The organism is Kitasatospora sp. NPDC089797, from assembly GCF_040684795.1.
Lineage (GTDB): Bacteria > Actinomycetota > Actinomycetes > Streptomycetales > Streptomycetaceae > Kitasatospora.
Genome location: NZ_JBFBGS010000012.1, coordinates 101160 through 118305, shown reverse-complemented (window position 1 = coordinate 118305; position 17146 = coordinate 101160). Strand labels below are relative to the sequence as shown.

Annotated in this window: 14 protein-coding genes and 2 pseudogenes; 3 read left to right on the top strand and 13 right to left on the bottom strand. The window is 75.3% G+C overall.

Going from position 1 to position 17146, the window contains the following annotated elements:
* Positions 1-169: 169 nt before the first annotated feature.
* The 4 genes and pseudogenes from AB0O91_RS12040 to AB0O91_RS12025 all read right to left on the bottom strand — a co-directional run.
* Positions 170-580, bottom strand: a pseudogene (locus tag AB0O91_RS12040) (CocE/NonD family hydrolase); the annotation flags it as partial.
* A 122-nt stretch (positions 581-702) separates the two neighbouring features.
* On the bottom strand, positions 703-1140 hold the full coding sequence (locus tag AB0O91_RS12035) for a hypothetical protein (RefSeq protein ID WP_363430662.1): 438 nt from the start codon (positions 1138-1140) through the stop codon (positions 703-705).
* Between the two features lie 166 nt (positions 1141-1306).
* On the bottom strand, positions 1307-2125 hold the full coding sequence (locus tag AB0O91_RS12030) for a Mut7-C RNAse domain-containing protein (RefSeq protein ID WP_363430659.1): 819 nt from the start codon (positions 2123-2125) through the stop codon (positions 1307-1309).
* 99 nt (positions 2126-2224) lie between these two features.
* Positions 2225-3478, bottom strand: coding sequence for an MFS transporter (locus AB0O91_RS12025; protein ID WP_363430813.1), 1254 nt, complete (start codon positions 3476-3478; stop codon positions 2225-2227).
* An 885-nt stretch (positions 3479-4363) separates the two neighbouring features.
* Between AB0O91_RS12025 and AB0O91_RS12020 the strand changes: the two genes are divergently transcribed.
* Together AB0O91_RS12020 and AB0O91_RS12015 are read left to right on the top strand one after the other, a co-directional pair.
* Entirely contained in the window at positions 4364-6373 is a 2010-nt protein-coding gene (locus AB0O91_RS12020) for a molybdopterin cofactor-binding domain-containing protein (protein WP_363430656.1), read from the top strand.
* 38 nt (positions 6374-6411) lie between these two features.
* Positions 6412-6876, top strand: a complete 465-nt coding sequence (locus AB0O91_RS12015) for a (2Fe-2S)-binding protein (RefSeq protein ID WP_363430654.1) — start codon at positions 6412-6414, stop codon at positions 6874-6876.
* A gap of 55 nt (positions 6877-6931) precedes the next feature.
* Here the strand turns inward: AB0O91_RS12015 and AB0O91_RS12010 are convergent, their stop codons facing one another.
* Positions 6932-7330, bottom strand: coding sequence for a hypothetical protein (locus AB0O91_RS12010; RefSeq protein ID WP_363430651.1), 399 nt, complete (start codon positions 7328-7330; stop codon positions 6932-6934).
* Between the two features lie 262 nt (positions 7331-7592).
* On the opposite strand from AB0O91_RS12010, the gene AB0O91_RS12005 reads away from it, so the two are divergent.
* Positions 7593-8801 carry a hypothetical protein gene (locus tag AB0O91_RS12005; protein ID WP_363430648.1) on the top strand — a complete coding sequence of 403 codons (1209 nt, stop codon included), beginning with the start codon at positions 7593-7595 and terminating at the stop codon, positions 8799-8801.
* Positions 8802-9230: 429 nt separating this feature from the next.
* Here the strand turns inward: AB0O91_RS12005 and AB0O91_RS12000 are convergent, their stop codons facing one another.
* From AB0O91_RS12000 to AB0O91_RS11965, 8 genes and pseudogenes are all read right to left on the bottom strand, one after another.
* Positions 9231-10493, bottom strand: coding sequence for an alpha/beta fold hydrolase (locus tag AB0O91_RS12000; RefSeq protein WP_363430646.1), 1263 nt, complete (start codon positions 10491-10493; stop codon positions 9231-9233).
* Between the two features lie 157 nt (positions 10494-10650).
* Positions 10651-10986: pseudogene (locus AB0O91_RS11995) on the bottom strand (maleylpyruvate isomerase N-terminal domain-containing protein); the annotation flags it as partial.
* A 20-nt stretch (positions 10987-11006) separates the two neighbouring features.
* The gene (locus AB0O91_RS11990; RefSeq protein WP_363430643.1) at positions 11007-11138 is read right to left on the bottom strand and encodes a hypothetical protein; all 132 of its coding nucleotides are present in this window, start codon (positions 11136-11138) and stop codon (positions 11007-11009) included.
* Between the two features lie 153 nt (positions 11139-11291).
* Positions 11292-12047 carry a 3-oxoacyl-ACP reductase family protein gene (locus AB0O91_RS11985; RefSeq protein WP_363430640.1) on the bottom strand — a complete coding sequence of 252 codons (756 nt, stop codon included), beginning with the start codon at positions 12045-12047 and terminating at the stop codon, positions 11292-11294.
* Positions 12048-12191: 144 nt separating this feature from the next.
* A complete protein-coding gene (locus AB0O91_RS11980) occupies positions 12192-12959 on the bottom strand; it encodes a class I SAM-dependent methyltransferase (protein WP_363430637.1) in 768 nt (255 codons plus the stop codon).
* A gap of 192 nt (positions 12960-13151) precedes the next feature.
* Positions 13152-13928: a transglycosylase family protein gene (locus AB0O91_RS11975; RefSeq protein ID WP_363430635.1), complete on the bottom strand. Its 777-nt coding sequence runs from the start codon at positions 13926-13928 to the stop codon at positions 13152-13154.
* A 555-nt stretch (positions 13929-14483) separates the two neighbouring features.
* Entirely contained in the window at positions 14484-15152 is a 669-nt protein-coding gene (locus AB0O91_RS11970) for a response regulator transcription factor (RefSeq protein ID WP_363430632.1), read from the bottom strand.
* A gap of 121 nt (positions 15153-15273) precedes the next feature.
* The gene (locus tag AB0O91_RS11965; protein WP_363430630.1) at positions 15274-16941 is read right to left on the bottom strand and encodes a histidine kinase; all 1668 of its coding nucleotides are present in this window, start codon (positions 16939-16941) and stop codon (positions 15274-15276) included.
* Positions 16942-17146: the final 205 nt, after the last annotated feature.

Here is a 17146-nt window from a genome sequence, read left to right as displayed (position 1 = left end):
CCGGGGGGGTCAGACCGGTGAGGCCGGCCTCCGCGCAGAGCTGCCGGGTGTCCGCGCTGGTCTCGCAGGTGGTGCCGCCGCTCCCGTCCAGGATGCGCAGCAGCAGGGCGTACGGGGCGAGCCGGGGCTCGATCAGCAGGCCGCCGGGGCGCACCAGGTCCTCGTACGGGTCGAAGTCGTAGGAGATCGGGGCGGCGGCGGCGATGTGGTGGTTGCCGAGGGCGGTGGCGAGCATGGCGGTGTCGCCGCCGTAGGAGATGCCGGTGGTGCCGACCCGGCCGTTGGACCAGGGCTGGGCGGCGATCCAGTCGCCGAGCGAGCCGCTGTCGGCGATCGCGGCGGCGCCCAGTTCGGCGGTCAGGGTGCCGAAGGAGGCGCCGGTGCCGCGCAGGTCGGCGACGACGTAGGCGTAGCCCCTGGCGTTCCAGTCCTCGGCCTCGCCGCTGGAGCCGCCGGACTGTCCGGCCTTGACCTTGGCACGCCAGTAGCGCTCGGTGACCAGGACGGTGGGGAGCTTGGTTCCGGGGCCGGTGCCCGGCGGGAGGTAGACGTCGACGGCGAGGCGGACGCCGTCCGGCATGGTGATGTAGCGCGACCGGAGGTGCGGCTCGGCGGTGGCCGCGACCGACGGGGCCGCGGCCAGGCCCAGCAGGGTGAGCGCGGCGAGGGCGGCGGCCAGGGCGCGGCGCGGGGCCGGCCGGCTCATCGGTCGGTCGCCTTCCAGGGGCCGTGCTCGGGCCGTGCCTCGGTGTCCGTCTCCGGCCAGGGCGGCATGGTGACGGCGGTGATCCGCAGCGGCCCGTCGCCGTCCGGGTCGGCCCGGAACTGGAAGGCGGTGCCGAGCGGGATGGACACCGCCGTACCGGGTTCGAGCCGGCGGACCTCCTCCCGGCCGTCCTGGCGCCGCCACAGCTCGCCGCTGCCCGCGGTGACCTGCCACAGCTCCTCCACGGTGGCGTGCGACACCGCGTGGGTGACCTGCCCCGGGGCCAGCTCGAACACGGCGAGGCTGCCCCGCCCGTCCAGGACCAGCAGCGGGCGGACGAGTGCGCCGTCCGGGGCGGTCACCACGGGGGCGTCACCGGTCTCGGTGCTCTCGTAGGGTTGGTGCGCTGACGGGGAGTTCGACTGTTCGCTCATCCGACGACCCGGCCTCTCTCGTACGACGGAGTTCCTGGGCTTGCCCGCCGCCGATCAGACCACGGCCGGTGGCGCGCCCGCCATCCGCAGCGGTCCGTATCCGACCCCGAGACGACCCCGAGAGGGTCCGGGGGCGCTACCCCGAGACGCCGCCGGACCGACCTGGTCAGCCGGGTCGGCCGGTCCCGTCGCCATCGGGGTCGCCGCCAGGGTCGCCATCGCGGCCGCCGCCGAAGGCCCGGTCGAGGGCGCTGCCGTCCCCGGCTCCGCCGAAGTCGCGCACGGCCTCGCTGACGATGGCCTCCAGCCGGGCGTGGTGGGCGCCGCGCCAGTACGCCTGGCCGCAGTCGACGCACTGGGCGAAGGCGTCGTAGGAGCGCTCGGTGCCGTCGTGCAGCTGCTCGCGCACCGTGGTCTTGCTCACCGTCCGCAGCGTGCCGTTGCAGGTGGTGCAGCGGGTCCAGGGGGCCAGCGGCGGCGCGAAGCGGGAGAGCACGTCGCGCAGTTGCTCGGCCGGGCGGTGGCTGTAGACGTACGCGCCGGCCCACAGCTCGCGCCGGCGCAGCAGACCGCGGTCACGGGAGAGCAGCACGCGCTGCTCGGCGGCGGAGCGGGCGGCCAGCGCGGCGTCCCCGATGTCCGGGTTCTCGTAGGCGGCGTCGACGCCGAGCAGGCGGAGCCGGCGGGTGAGGGTGCCGAGGTGGACGTCCAGCAGGAAGCGCGGCGGGGCGGGCGAGGGCTGGGGCCGGGCCACCGCCGCCACGCTGACCAGTTGGTCGTCGGCCGGGACGTAGGAGTCGGGCACCGGTCGGCCGTCCACCAACAGCGTGCCCACCTCGGTGAGCGGGACGCCCAGTGACTCGACCACGTGGCCGAGACTGGAGGTGCCGTCGGTGCGCAGGGCGGTACGGCCGGCCCGCCGGGGCGCGGAGACGAAGAGGTGCAGCTCAGGGGCGAAGTCGAGCCAGATCTGGGGTCGGTCCACGCGGCCAGCATGCCAGCGGGCGGCGGACCGGGGCCAGTGCTTTCCCCGGGGCGCCCGTGACAGGCCTACCCGGCGACCGGCCCACCCCCGTCGACCGGCCTACCCGGCGGCCACCGCCTGCGCGGCGACCGCCGGGCGGTCGCCCGCCGCCCAGCGGGCGACCGGACCCATCGCGTACCCGGCGGCGAGGAACACCCCGCCGAGCACCAGCCACCCCGCGGGCCCGCCGTCCAGCAGCAGCGTGGTGAGCAGCAGCGGTCCGAGGGTGCGGGCGACGGCGACGCCGGTGCCGAAGAAGCCCTGGTACTGGCCGATCCGCTCGGGCGGCGCGAGGTCGAAGCCGAGCTGCCAGGAGCCGGCCGACTGCCGCATCTCACCCGCGACCTGGAGCACGGCCGCGGCCACCAGCAGGGCGCCGAACGCCCACACCGGGACGTCCAGCGCGGACAGCGCGCAGACCGCGCAGGAGGCGAGCAGCAGCACCCCGGCGACGCGCACCGCCCGGACCGCGGTGTGCACTCCGTCGACGTCGCGCGCCGCCCGGACCTGGAAGGCCAGCACGGCCAGCGTGTTGAGCACGAACAGCGCCGAGCCGAGCCACCCGAGGCCGGGCGCGCGCCGGGCGATCCACAGCGGCAGGATCAGGCTGAGCAGCGGCATCCGCAGCAGCAGGACGGTGTTGACCAGGGTGACGGCGGCGTAGCGCCGGTCCCGCAGCACGGCGAGCCGCGGGCCGGTGGCCGAGTCCCCGGCGGCGGGCGGGACTTCGGGCAGGCGGCGCAGGAGGAGCGCGCCGAGCAGCAGGCCGAGCGCGGTGACGGCGAAGGCGCCGAGGTAGCCGGCCCGGGTGCCGACGGTCAGCGCGATCCCGCCGACGGCGGCGCCAACCGCCAGTCCGCCGTTGAGGGTTGACTGGAGGTGGGCGAGCAGCCCGGTGCGTTCGGCGGGCGGCACCAGGCCGGCGACCAGCGCCTGCCGGGCGGCGGCGAGGCCGGACTGGGCGGTGGCGTAGAGGCAGACGGCGAGCAGGAACGGTCCGTAGGAGCGGATCACCAGCAGCGCGGCGACGGTGGCGGCGGTGCCGAGCGCGAGGACCACGGCGGTACGGCGCGGGCCCCGGCGGTCGGCGAGGTGGCCGAGCGGGACGCCGGCCAGTGAGCCGATCGCCCAGGCGACGGCGAGGCCGAGCCCGAGGGCGGTCGGCGACATGCCGACGACCCGGGTGAAGTAGAGCGCGGAGCAGGTGTAGTAGGCGCCGTCGCCCACCGAACTCGCCAACTGGGCTGCGGCCAGGGTGCGTTGGGGCCCAGCGGGGGGCACCAGGGCGGACCGGGCCGCGCCCCGGTTCGGCACGACGCCCGGGTTGGGGGCGACGCCCGAGTTAGGGGCGACGCTCGGGTTCGGGACGGCGCCCGGGTTCGGCGCAACACTCGGCTTCGGGGCGACGCTCGGCTTCGGCACGACTCTCCTGACTGTCCGGTGGCGGCGGCGCGGCGGGCGGCGCGCGGGCCGGGCGTTCACAACCGCCCGGGTGGGCCGTCGGTGGGGCGGTACCCAGCCTAGGAACGAAGTGGACCAGCCGACAGGTCCATTGATCTTGCCATTTCCTGGGCCACTTCCGGATCCGCCCGACCCGCCCGCCGCACCGCCGGGCGAGCGGTGAACTCCCGTACGACGGGCCGGTGTTGATCACCCGCCCGGCTCGCCGGCGCTCCGACCCGGTCCCGCCCGCCGGGCCGAAGCGCCGTCCGTACCCGCTCCGACTCCCCCGCCGGAAGTGGATGGGACACCTCCACCACCCGGCCGGAGGGCCAAGATTGACCGTATTGACCCGTCAGTAACGCCCTCCTATGCTCAACGGCGTTCGCGATCCGGCACCGGGGCCGGGGCCGTCCGTGCCCGCCCGATCCGGCGCCGTCTCCCGCTCGAAGGGTTCCTCCCATCAGCACCTCCTTCGCGCCCTCGGGCCCCACCGGCCACCCGGGGGAGCCAGCCGGACCCGACGCCGGGGACCCTGGACGCCGCCGCTTCCTCACCTACCTGCTGGCCGCCCCGACACTGACCGTCGGCGCCCGGCTCGGCCTCGACGCCGCCGCCCCCACCGCCGCCCGGGCCGCCACCGGAGCCCCCGGCGCCGCGCCCACCGCGAGCGCCGCGGCCACCGCCCGCGCGGGGTCCGCGCCCCCGCAACTGCTCGGCCTGCCGGGCATCCCGGACGTCCTCGACCTGGGCGACGCGATGATCCTCGCCGGGCTGCCGACCGCACACCTGCTGGTGCTCGAAATCACCCCCGCCGGGCGTGCCGCGCTGTACCTTCCCCGGCTGGAGGTCGGGCAGGGCCTGACCACCGCGATCGCCATGCTGGTCGCCGACGAACTCGACGCCAGGCTCACCGACGTGGACGTGCCGCTCTCCGACAGCCGCCCCGAACTGCTCTTCAACCAGCTCACCGGCGGCTCCAACTCGGTGCGCGCGCTCTACGACCCGGTGCGCGCCGCGGCCGCCGCCGCCCGCGCCCGGCTGGTCACCGCCGCCGCCCGGCGCTGGAACGTTCCCGCAGGCGACCTGCGCACCGCCGACTCCGCCGTCCTCGCGCCCGACGGCCGCCGCCTCGGCTTCGGCGAACTCGCCGCCGACGCCGCCGCCGTGATCGTGCCCGCCGTGCCCGGCACCCCCAAGCCCGCCGACCGGCGCCGCCTGGTCGGCCGGCCGACCGGACGCATCGACGCCCGCGACATCGTCACCGGGCGCGTCAAGTACGCCGGGGACCTCCGGATCCCGGGCGCCGTCCCCACCGTGGTCGCCCGCCCGACCACCGTCAACGGCACCCTGAAGTCCCTGGACGCCGCGGTCGCCCGCGCCATGCCCGGCGTGCTCGCCGTGGTGCAGATCCCCACCGGCGTCGCCGTCCTCGCCGAGACCTTCGACCAGGCCCTCAAGGCCCGAGACGCGCTGCGCACCACCTGGAACCCCGGCCCGGCCGCCGACCTCTCCACCGCCGACGTCCGGTCCCGACTGCGCGCCGCCCACGCGCCGTTCCTGCTGCCGCCGCTGCTCACCCCGTACCTGGACGGCGAGTTCGACTTCGCCTTCGTCAACCACGCTCCGATGGAGGTGCTGACCGCCGTCGCCGACGTGCGGCCGAACCGCGCCGAGCTGTGGTTCGCCGCCCAGAGCCCGATCATCGCCCAGCAGACCATCGCCGCCGAACTCGGCCTGCCGCAGGACGCCGTCACCGTCCACGTCGTGCGCGGCGGCGGCTCCTTCGGCCGCCGGCTGTTCTTCGACGCCGCCCTGGAGGCCGCCCAGGTCTCCAAGGCCGCCGGGCGCCCGGTCAAGCTGATGTGGACCCGCAACGACGACATGCGGCACGGCCGGATGCGCCCCGCCAGCCACCACCGGATCCGCGCCACCTACGGCCTCGGCCAGGTGCTCAGCTGGGAGCACCGCGCGGCCACCGTCCGCACCGACCTCTCGCACGGCCTCGGCGAGGCGCTCACCGGCGCCGGCTTCAACCTGTCGGTCGCCGGGATCAGCCTCGCCCAGGCCTTCTTCCTGCTCACCGAGAAGAACCCGTACAACGTCGGCATCCCCACCCAGCTGCTCGCCGAGCTGTCGCTGCCCCTGCACACCGGCAGCTGGCGCTCGGTCTACTCCGGCATGGTCCGGGTCGCCGACGAGATCATGATGGACGAACTCGCCCGCCGGATGGGCCAGGACGAGGTCGCCTTCCGCCGGGCCCGGCTGCGCGACGCCGCCGGACGGGCCGTCCTCGACACGGTCGCCAAGGCCGGCGGCTGGGGGCGCCCGATGCCGGCCGGCCAGGCCCAGGGCGTCGGCTACCACGACGAGAACGGCGCCCGGGCCGCCTACCTGGTCGAGCTCGACGCCACCGACCGGGCCAACCCTCGGGTCACCCGGGCGGTGGTCGCCGCCGACGTCGGTCAGGTCATCAATCCCCGGGGCCTGGAGGCCCAGTTGACCGGCGCACTGGTCGACGGCATCTCGGTGATCCTCCAGGCCGGCAACCACCTCGACAACGGCGCCTTCCGGGAGGGGAGTTACGCCGACTTCCACTACGCCCGGCAGCGCCACACCCCGCCGAGCGTCGAGATCCACCTCATGCCGCCGAGCGGATCCCCGGGCGGCGCGGGCGAGTTGGGTGTCCCGGCAGCCTCCGCCGCGGTCGCCAACGCCTACGCCCGGGCGACCGGCACCAGCCCGCGTTCCTTCCCGATCAGCTTCTGACCGCCGCCGACCAGCCGAACCGAGGACCCCGACTCCCCATGCCCACCCACACCTTCGTCCTCAACGGGCAGCCCCTCGCCGTCGAGGCCCCGGACGACATGCCGCTGCTCTGGGTACTGCGCGACAAGCTCGGCGTGACCGGCCCCAAGTACGGCTGCGGCGTGGGCGTCTGCCGGGCCTGCACCAGCCACCTCGACGGCCAGGAGTTCCAGCCCTGCACCCGGTCCGTCAAGGACTGCGCGGGCCGCACCGTCACCACCATCGAGGGCCTCGCCGACGGCGACACCCTGCACCCGGTCCAGGAGGCCTGGATCGACTGCGACGTCGCCCAGTGCGGCTTCTGCCAGCCGGGCCAGATCATGACCGCCGTCGCCCTGCTGCGCCGCACCCCGAACCCGACCGACGCGGACATCGACCAGATCCAGAACATCTGCCGCTGCGGCAGCTACCCGCGCATCCGCGAGGCGATCAAGCGCGCGGCGGCGGGCGGGCCGGTGCGGTGACGCGGCGGTGCCCCGCCCGGACGACCGGACGGGGCACGGCGGGGTCAACCGGGTGTCAGCACTCGACGACGCCGTTGTGGAAGTACCAGTTGTGGTCGACGTACGCACCGTAGGTGTAGGCCTTGTAGCTGCCGAAGTAGTTGTAGTTGGTGCCACCGATCCGGTACCAGACGTTGCCCTGGCCGCCGATGTTCACACCCCTCACCCAGCACTCGAGGTAGATGGTGTTCTGGGATCCCGATGTCGAGTACACATCGTTGGCGACCTTGGCCGACCCGGGGTCCGGGGACGAGTAGACGCCCACGCCGTGTCCGGTCGGGCGGATCCCGAGTACGTACCAGCCGTTGGCGGAGGCGCTGCCCGCCGAGACGCCCACCGCACCGGCCGCCATGGCCAGCACCGCCGCAGCGGCCGCCCCGCGCCGCCCGATCCTCTTCGTGACGTTCTTGATCACGCCGACTCCCTGTCCGGTCGAAACGCTCCGACGCCGCCCCGTCGATCTCGGCGGCGGAGCCAGCTGACCCGATCACCGCCCCTGTTCGGTACTGCCTGACAGGAACTGACAACAGCTGACACCGCCCGCCAACAGCACCGAACGCCCCTTCGCCGAACGGGATCCGGAGATCGGCACCCGGTGCCACTCCCTCGCTATGATGTGTACGCAACATATGAACGCCGACACCGAGGGCTCTGACATCTGACACCAGGGGGCCGCCATGGCGGAGCAGCAGCAGGAGCACCCGGCCGTACGGAAACCGCCCACCGCCGCCGAGAACTTCGCCGGCCAACTGCGCACCCTCCGACTGGACGCCGGCCAGCCCTCGTTCCGCACCATGGCCAAGACCGCCGGCTCGATCTCCCACACCACGCTCTACGAGGCCGCCGCCGGCGCCCGACTCCCCTCCTGGCCCACCACCCGGGCCTTCGTCCGCGCCTGCGGCGGCGACGAGGCACAGTGGCACGACCGCTGGTGCGCCGCCGCCAAGGGGGAGCCGCCCGCCGAACCCGTCATCCCCGCTCCCCCGGCCGGATCGGCCGCCCTTCCGACACCACCGCCGCCACCGACCGGACCACCGCCGCCCGCACCCCCGGTCGCCGCCCGCCCGCACCGCGCCCGGGCCTGGACCCACGCCCTCAGCCTGCTCCTCGGCGTGGCGCTCGGCGCCCTCGGCATGCTGGGCCTGCTCGCCCCGCGCGAGCCCGCGCCCCGGGCCGCCGCACCCGACTGTCCGACGGCCGCCCCCGGCACCGACCCGGAGGCGGCCCCGCCCGGCCAGGACCCGACGCCGGACCCCCACGCCCCCGGAGCCCCGCCACCGTCCTGGGTCGCCCGCCCGGCCGTCGCCCAACAGGCCTCCGCGAGCACGGATTTGACCCTTCCAGTGCTGGCCCCGGTCACCCACGGGGACACCCTGGTCGTCTCGCTGATGCTGACCGACGCCTGCCCCGGGCCGGTCACCGTCACCGACGGCCACGCCGACCGCTTCCAACTCCTCGGGGACGTCACCGACGCGCTGCGCCACCGCGTCCTCGTGCTCGCCGCCTTCGGCGTCTCCGCCCTGACCGCCGCCGACTCGATCCGCGCCGAGTACCCGCGCGCCGGGGATTACCACGTGGCGGTGGACGAGTACCGGGGGGTCCACACCCTCCGGGCCTTCTCCGCCGCCTCCGGCAACGCGGGCAGCCCCCTCTTCGCCACCACGGCCCACACCCCCTGCGACCCCGGCGACCTCCTGGTGGCCACGGTCGGCAGCGGCAGCGGCGGCCCGGCCGAGTTCGGCCCCGACTGGACGTCCCCGCCGGACCTCCGGCTCCCCGCCGACCGCCTCAGCACCGCCCACCGGATCGCCGCCGGCGCCACCCCCTGCACGGCCGCCGTCCGCACCACGGCCCGCTGGGGCGTCGTCCTCGCCGTCCTCCACTGACCCGCCGACACGACCGCCCCCGCCGACACGACCGTCCCCGCCACCCCGAGACCGCCCCCGCCGACACGACGGCCCGCCCGGCCGGGGTTCCGAGCGGGCGGGCAGGAGAACGGGCGGGCAGGTCAGGTGCGGAGCAGCACGCCGGTCGAGCGGTCGGGCAGTCGGCTAGGTCTTCTGATCACTTCACACCAGTCCAATCGGCAGGTCCCGTACGGCGCCGGGGTCGTGGAGCTGGTGCGACCCTAGCGAGAGAACTCCGGGGCCGGACGTTCACATCATGAGCACATCAACAACTTGTCCGGAACCGGCCGCGAGTTGCCCGCAATTCCTCCCTGTCAAGGGTTCGTTACGCTCCGTCCACCTCCTCCGGGGCGGTCGGCGCGGTCGAGCGCCCCGGCCGCCCCCGCGCTCCCGACCGCCCCGGTGGTCTCAGCGGTCGTGCACCCAGGCGGCGATGTCCGCCACCACCTCCGCCGCCACGTGCCCGGGCCGGGCGTACTCGGCCGGGGTGGCGGGGCCGGAGCCCGGATGGAAGAAGTGGTTGGCCTCCGGATGAATCCGGACGGTCACCCCGGGCCGGTCGGCGAGCGCGCGCCGCCAGCGCGTCAGGTCGTCCTCGACGGTGACCTGGTAGTCCCGGCCGCCCTGGAGCAGCAGCACCGGCAGGTCGAGCCCGGCCGCCGTGGCCAGTTGGTCGTAGCCGCGCAGGTCGAGCCAGTAGGCGGCGGAGAGTCCGAACGGCAGCGACTCCGCCGGGGTGTCCGGGGTCAGCCCGGAGCCGTCGACGATCGCGGCCTGCCGGGTCACGGTCTCCACCATCCGGTCCGCCTGCGGCCCGGGCGTCAGCTCCGCCAGGCGACGGGCGACCCGGACGGCCGCCCGGTGCATCGGCTCCGCGTCGGCGGCCAGCAGCACCAGGCCCGCGACCGGCGGTTCGGCGGCGGCGGCGATCCTGGGCGCCGCCTTGCCGCCCATGCTGTGGCCGGCCAGGTGGACCCGGTCCGGGTCGATCTCGGGCCGGGCACGCAGCAGGGCGAGGGCAGCGAGGGCGGGCGGCAGGTACTCGTCGGCCATGGTGAAGCCGGCGGGCAGCCGGTCCGGGTGGGCGAAGGTCGGCTTGTCGAACCGCAGCACGGCGGTCCGCCGGGTGGCGAGGCCCCAGGCGAGGTCCTTGAGCGGCTTATTGGGGCCGCTGCTCCCGTCCCGGTCGAAGGCCCCGCCGCCGCTGAGCAGCACCACGGCGGGCCAGGGGCCCGGCCCGACCGGGAGGGTGAGCGTGCCGGGCACGGCGAGCGGTCCGTCGCCCAGCAGCACCTCGGTCTCGGCGAACCGGGCCGGGTCGGCGTACGGCGGGGGCTCCCATCCGCCGCCCTCGCCCGGGTCGATCCGCAGCCCGTGCAGCAGGCCGTCCGCGCCGACCGAGGTGACGACGGTGAAGCCGCCGTCCGCGCAGCCCACCGGTATCCGCACCCGCACCGGTTCGCCGTCCGGTTCGGCCGCCGGCTCCCCGATCGCGGTCACTCCGCCCCGGCCGTCGGTCTCGGTGGTCCAGGCGAGCCGGAGCGCCTCGGCCGGGACGGCGGCGCGCAGCGGCGGCGCGAACAGCCCGACCGCCTCGGCGAACCGCTCGGCCCGCAGCAGCGCGGCGAACGCGCGGGCCGCCTCCAGTACTGTCCCCTGATGCTGAGTCATGATCAGAAACGTTACCAGCAAGGGGAGTTGTGCCATCCGACGCAGACCGGCCAGGCCTACCCGAGACCGGGATCGCGCCCGAAGAACGCCGCCAGCCGTACGCCGGAGTGTCCGCCGGAGCGGGGACCTCGGGACCGAAGGCGTACTGCTCCGCCTCCTCACCCCGGTACTCGGGCTTGAGGGCACCACGGGCCCGGTTGAGGGCGGCGCGCGCGACCTCGTGGTCCAGGCTCTCGGTGGACTGACCGGTGGCCCGCGCCAAGTCCCAGGCATGGACGGCGAATTCGGTGGTCTGCTGGTCGACGGCGAAGCGCGCCGGGAGGGGCCCGCCGGGGGTCTCGACGGTGCCGCCGAGGTCCCCGGCGGCACGCCAGGCGTCGACCAACCGCCCGGCACCGGCCTCGAAGGCGTGCAGCCAGTCCTGCTCGACCCGGTCGAAGGGCCGTGACCGGTCCGGTTGTCCGCCCTCGGCCCGGACGGTGAACTGCCGCAGGTCGTCCAGCAGATGGCTGATCAGGTCGCCGACGTCCCAGGACCGGCAGGGGTGGGGTGGCCGGCCAGTTCGACACCGGTACCGTCGATCAGCCCGGCGATCTGGGCGAGGGCCCGGGCGAGCAGGTCGATCGGGTCGTCCGGCGCGGTCATGGCACACCTCTCGGTCGGGAGTCGGGGCGCACGGGTCGTGCCGGCGATCGTCGGCCCGGGCCGGCGTAACCCGGCGCGAGCCGTGCCGGGCGATCGTCAGCGGGTCGGTCGACCACCGCCCGGCACGACACCGCCGCCCCACCGGCCCGCAGGTCAGGCGGCGAACCCGCCGTCCACCGACAGCTCCGCGCCGCTGACGTACCGGCCGTCCTCGCCCGCCAGGTAGGCGACGGCACCCGCCACGTCCGCCGGCGTGCCGTACCGGCCCAGGGCGACGAAGCCGCGCTGGAAGTCGGCGGACTCGCCGTCGGCCGGGTTCATGTCGGTGTCGATCGGGCCCGGGTGGACCAGGTTGACGGTGATCCCGCGCGGGCCGAGCTCCCGGGCCAGCGCCTTGGTCAGGCCGATCAGTGCGGCCTTGCTGGTCGCGTAGAGCGCGGCGCCGCCGAAGGCCACCCGCTGGGCCATGCAGCTGCCGATGGTGACGATCCGCCCGCCGTCGGCCAGGTGCTCGACGGCGGCGCGGGCGTACAGGTAGGGCGCGCGGACGTTGACCTCCAGTACCCGGTCGACCTCCTCGACGGCGGTCCGCTCGATCGGCCCGACGGCGCCGACGCCCGCGTTGTTCACCAGGACGTCCAGCCGCCCGAACCGCTCCGCGACGGCCGCCACCGCGCCGTGCACGGCCGCCGGGTCGGCACTGTCGGCGCGGACGGCCCAGCCGGTCCGGCCCATCGCGGTGATCTTCGCGACCACTTCCTCGGCCCGATCGGCCGAGCCCTGGTAGGTCAGCGCCACCTCGGCGCCCTCCTCGGCCAGCCGCAGCGCGACCGCCGCACCGATGCCCCGGCTGCCGCCGGTCACCAGGGCCACCTTGCCGTCGAGCGCCGTCGCACTGTTCATCGTCATGTCCTCGGATCTCCTCGTCCACGCCGTCGCGGGAGCGCCCCGACCGGTCTGCCGGTCGGTGTTCCGCTCTCCGGGCGCGAGTCGATCCTGCTCCGGACTCCTTGACATCTCCGGCGGTATTCGGACCTTGCGTTCAAACTTCAACTACCGGCCGGACGGCGCCTCGGTGCCGGACGGCGCCTCCGCGCTGGACGGCGACTCCGCGCTGGACGGCGACTCCGCGCTGGACGGCGACTCCGCGCGTGCCCGTGCGCCGTAGTACGACCCGACGGCCGGCTGCCCGGTCCAGTTCGGCCCGGCCGCCGGATCGGCGCCCAGGTAGTCGAACGGCAGCACGACCGGCCCGCCGCCCTCGAACAGCAGCAGGTGCCGCCGCGGCCGGTACCCGAACCCGGCCGCCCGCAGCGCGGCCAGCACCGCGCGCTCCAGGCTCGATCCGTCCGGCCGGCGCACCGACGCCGGGTCGAAGTGGGCGGCGAACCGGCCGTCCGGGGTCAGCCAGGAGACGGCGCGGACGATCGCGCCGAGCTGGTCGCCCAGGTAGTGCAGACCGTGCACACAGGTGATCAGGTGGTACCGCCGCTCGGGCACCCAGTCCGCGAGCGCCGCCGGCACCAGCCGGACCTGCGGCGGGGTCGGCGCCGGGACGAGCGGCCCGACCAGGTCGACACCGGTCAGCCCGGCACCGGCCGGCAGCACCCGGGCCGCCTCGACCAGTGCCCGGCCCTCCCCGCTGCACAGGTCCAGCCAGCCGGGCGCGGTGCCGCCGTGCTCCCGCAGCCAGGCGGCCGGGTCGAAGCCGAGCTCGCGGGCGTAGCTGTTGACACCGCTGAGGCCGCGTTCGCGGTTCATCGTGCTGTTGGCCACCACGGAGGAGGCCGTGAGCTCACTGTCGCCGATCAGTCTGACCATCAGCCGACCCTACCGGTGCGGGAATCCGGCCCCGCGGCCCGGAACGGCCGGAACAGCCCCGAACGGCCCGGAACGCGCCGGGCGGCCACCCCGCACAGGGGTGGCCGCCGGGTCACACCGGAGGGCGCAGGCGGACCGGTCGGGCGCATCGGCCGGACGGATCCGCCGGTCGCGCCGCCGACCGCCCGTCCGTCAGACGGTCAGCGTCTGCCCCGGGAAGATCAGGTCCGGGTCGGCGCCGATCGTGCGGGCGTTCTTGCCGTACAGGGCGTCGGTGTCGACGCCGAACTTGGCGGCGATGTCGCTCAGCGTGTCACCGCTGCGCACCGTGTAGCTGCCGCCGGAGGTGTTCTGCGCCGACTGCGGGGCCGCCTGCGCCGGCTTGGCGGACGGACGGCCCTGCGGGGCCTCCGCGGCCCGCGGCTTGGCCTTCGGCGCAGCCTGCTGGGCGCTCTTCGGGGCCGCCTTCGGAGCCGCCTTGGCGGCCCGCTTGGCCGGCTTGGCCGCCGGTGCCGCAGCCGAGGAGCCCGAACCGGCCGAGGTGTCGACGGCGGCCGGGGCGCCGCCCTTGCCCAGACCGGCCTTCCGGGAGCAGACCGGCCAGGCGCCCGGCCCCTGGGAGGCGAGCACCTTCTCGGCGACCGCGATCTGCTGCTCCCTGGTCGCCTGGTTGGCCTGGGAGGCGTACGCGGTACCGCCGTACGCCCGCCAGGTGGACGGGGTGAACTGGAGTCCGCCGTGGAACCCGTTGCCGTTGCTGATGCTCCAGTTCCCGCCGCTCTCGCACTGGGCGACGGTGTCCCAGGTGGAGGCGGGTGCGGCGGAGGCCGAGGTGGCCGTGACGAGGCCGGCCACCGGCAGGGCCGCGACGGCGGCGCCCGCGACGACCGCCATCCGCAGGCGGCTGCGCTTGCCGGCGGTGGCGGTGGTGGTGTCGGTGACAGCGGCGGTCTCGTGACGGGAACTCATGCAGTGTCCTCTCGACAAGCCCCGGGCGGGCAGGCGGAACCAGGCCCGGGACACGGGCCGGTCGGTTGCGCTCACCTCACTCGTCGGGCGGCCGGCACGTGTCGGACGTGCCGTGCCGCCACGGTCACCCCACCTCGCCGACGGCCTGTTCGAGCCGGTCTCGTCGGCGGGCACCGCCCTCGCGCCGGGGGTCAGTCGGCGGGCCGTGCGTCGGGGATGAACCCGGGTGGCGCTCGTTGCGCCGCCAAGAAAGCTAGGGGCATGTCCGGGGCGCAGCAAGCAATTCTTGGTCTTCGCAGGTCAGTTGACTGTTACCGGCGGTATCGATCAAGAAACGGCGCCCGGTTCGACCAGGTTTGACCGCATTTCATAAGACGGACGATCAGTTCCCGTGCCCGCGCTCACACCTGTCCATTCGTGAAGTCCCGCACACCATCGACGGTCTGCGACCAGCGCATGACGGATCGTTACCACGGCATCCGGAGTTCCCCGTTCAGGACGGCAGTTGAGTGGGATCCGCCACTGCGGACACGCTCCGCGATCGACCGGACGCGTTCAGCTACGGTCGCCGAGCTCCGCGTCCCGCGCCAACAGCGCCGCCTGGACCCGGTTCTCGCAGCCCAGCTTGGCCAGGATCCGGCTGACGTACGTCTTCACCGTCGCCTCGCTCATGTGGATCCGGGCCCCCGCGTCCGCGTTGGACAGGCCCTCCCCGAGCAGCGCCAGCACGTCCAGCTCGCGCCCGGTGAGCACCTCCAGCCGGCGCCGCGCCTCGGCACCGCGGGCGGCCGTCGAGCCGCTGCGCCCGGTGGCCAGCGAGTCGACGATGTGCCGGGTCGCGGACGGGGAGAGGAAGGCGTTCCCGCCGGCCGCCGCCCGGACGGCCTGGATCAGCTCGTTCGGCGCGGTGTCCTTGAGCAGGAACCCGGAGCCGCCCTCGGTCACGGCGCGCAGGACGTTCTCGCGCTCCCCGAAGGTGGTGAGGATGATCGCCCGCGCGCCGGGCGCGACCCTGCCGAGCTCCCCGAGCGCGGTCAGCCCGTCCATCACCGGCATCTGGATGTCCAGCAGCACGACGTCCACCCGGTGCGCCCGGGCCAGCTCCAGCGCCTCCCGACCGTCGGCGGCCTCCGCGACCACCTCGATGTCGTCGGCCGAGCCGAGGATCATCCTGATCCCGGCCCTGATGAGCGGCTCGTCGTCGGCGACGAGGACTCGGATCACGCTGGTCATTCCCCTCGAGCGGTGCGGCGGGCGGCAGGACGGTGCACGGCCGGGACACCATCCTCACATCCCGGCCGCTCCGCCTCCCGCCGAGCCCCCCACCTCGCCGGACCGGCCGGCCTCAGCCCTTGGCGAGGTACTCCACCTTGTCCACCAGCACCCCGCCCTTGAAGCAGAACCGCGCCACGTGGTCGTCCGACCAGGAGTCGCCGGTCCCGCCCTTCGCCAGCGTGTACCAGCGGCAGTGCGCGCCCTCCGGCTTCGGCGGACCGGCGTCCCGGAAGTCGGAGGTGAAGAAGTCGCTGCCGGGCGGCAGCCGCTGCATCACCTCGGAGCTCGACTCGCCGACCTGGATCTGGTCGTAGAGCGACTGCTGCACCGTCGAGTCGCTGGCGCCCCGGACGAAGGCCACCACGCCCCAGGCCACCAGGCCCGCCACGATCAGGGTGACCGCGACCACCCCGGCCGCGCAGCCGAGCGCCGGGCGGCGCGGCCCGGCGTCCGTCCCGTCGGCCGGCGGCGCGCCGCCGAGCGCCCAGTCGTCCTCGGCCAGCAGCGCGGCGGCCCCGTCGGCCTCCGCCCCCTCGTACGGGAGGACGGCGGCCAGCCGGAAGCCCTGCTCGGGCGTCGGCCCGGCGTACACCATGCCGCCGACGAGCCGGGCGCGCTCCCGCAGGCCGGTGAGCCCCTGTCCGCCGCTCACCACCGCCCCCGCGCCGGCGTGCGCGCCGACGAGCTCCGGCGCGCGGGGATTGGTCACCTCGACCACCAGCGCGTCCGGCTCGTACCGGAGCGCGACCGCGATCGGCGCGCCGGGGGCGTGCTTGTGCGCATTGGTGAGCGCCTCCTGCACGATCCGGTACGCCGCGTGGTCGACGGCCGCCGCGAGCGGCCGCCGCTCGCCCTCGGTGCGGAACTCCACCCCCGCACCGGCCGCCCGGGAGGACTTCACCAGGCCCTCGACCCCGTCCACCCCGCCGCGGACGGGCGCCGGGCCCGGGGCGCCGACCACCGGCGGCAGCGCCGTCGACTCGTCGTGCAGCACCCCGACCACCTCGCGCAGCTCGCGCATCGCCGCGACCGCCGCCTGCCGCAGCACCCCGACCGCCTCCCGCTGCCGGTCGTTGAGGGTGCGGTCCACCTCCAGCGCGCCCGAGTGCACCGAGATCAGCGCGAGCTGGTGGCCCAGGCTGTCGTGCATGTCCTGGGCGATCCGGTGCCGCTCCCGCAGCCGGGCCTGGTGCACCACCATCGCCCGCTCGCGCACCAGCTGGTCGTTGCGCTCGCGCAGCGCGTCCAGCAGCGCGCGGCGCTGCGCCCGGTAGCGGCTGTACAGGGCGGGCAGGACGGCGAAGACCAGATAGACGCCGAGCGAGAGTCCGATGATCAGCTTGGGCGAGAAGGAGCCCCCGTCCTTCAGCGCCCCGAACACGCAGTACAGCAGATAGCTCACCGTGAAGGCGCCGACCAGTCGCCGGACCCTGCCGATCCGCGCCCCGGCCGCCCAGCCCGCGCAGACCAGCAGCGGCAGCGCTCCGACCGACCAGCCGCCGATCGCCCCGGTCAGCACCAGGACCGTCCCCGGGAAGCCGCGGCGCAGCACCCACAGCCCGGCGACGGCGAGCCCGAAGGGCACCTCCAGACCGGTCCCGGCGGCCAGTTCCAGCAGACCCGCGAACACGCCCATCAGCAGGGCCAGCAGGGCCTCGCCCACCACTCGCCGAGGCCGCCAGGGCCCCGGCAGCGCCGTCCGTACCGCTTGCGACCAGGCCTGTGCGATTGCTTCCACCCGTCGAGGCTAACCGGGCGCCCGCCGCCGGCGCGGTCACCCTTCGTCGCCGCCCGGGCCGACGAAAGTCGCAGCTCCCGGCCCCCGCCCCCGCGCTCCGCACGGCGTCCGGCCCGGGACCGGCACCGGAATCCGCCCGGGATCCGCCCCGGACCGGTACCGGAATCCGCCCGGGATCCGCCCCGGACCGGCACCGGGACGAGGC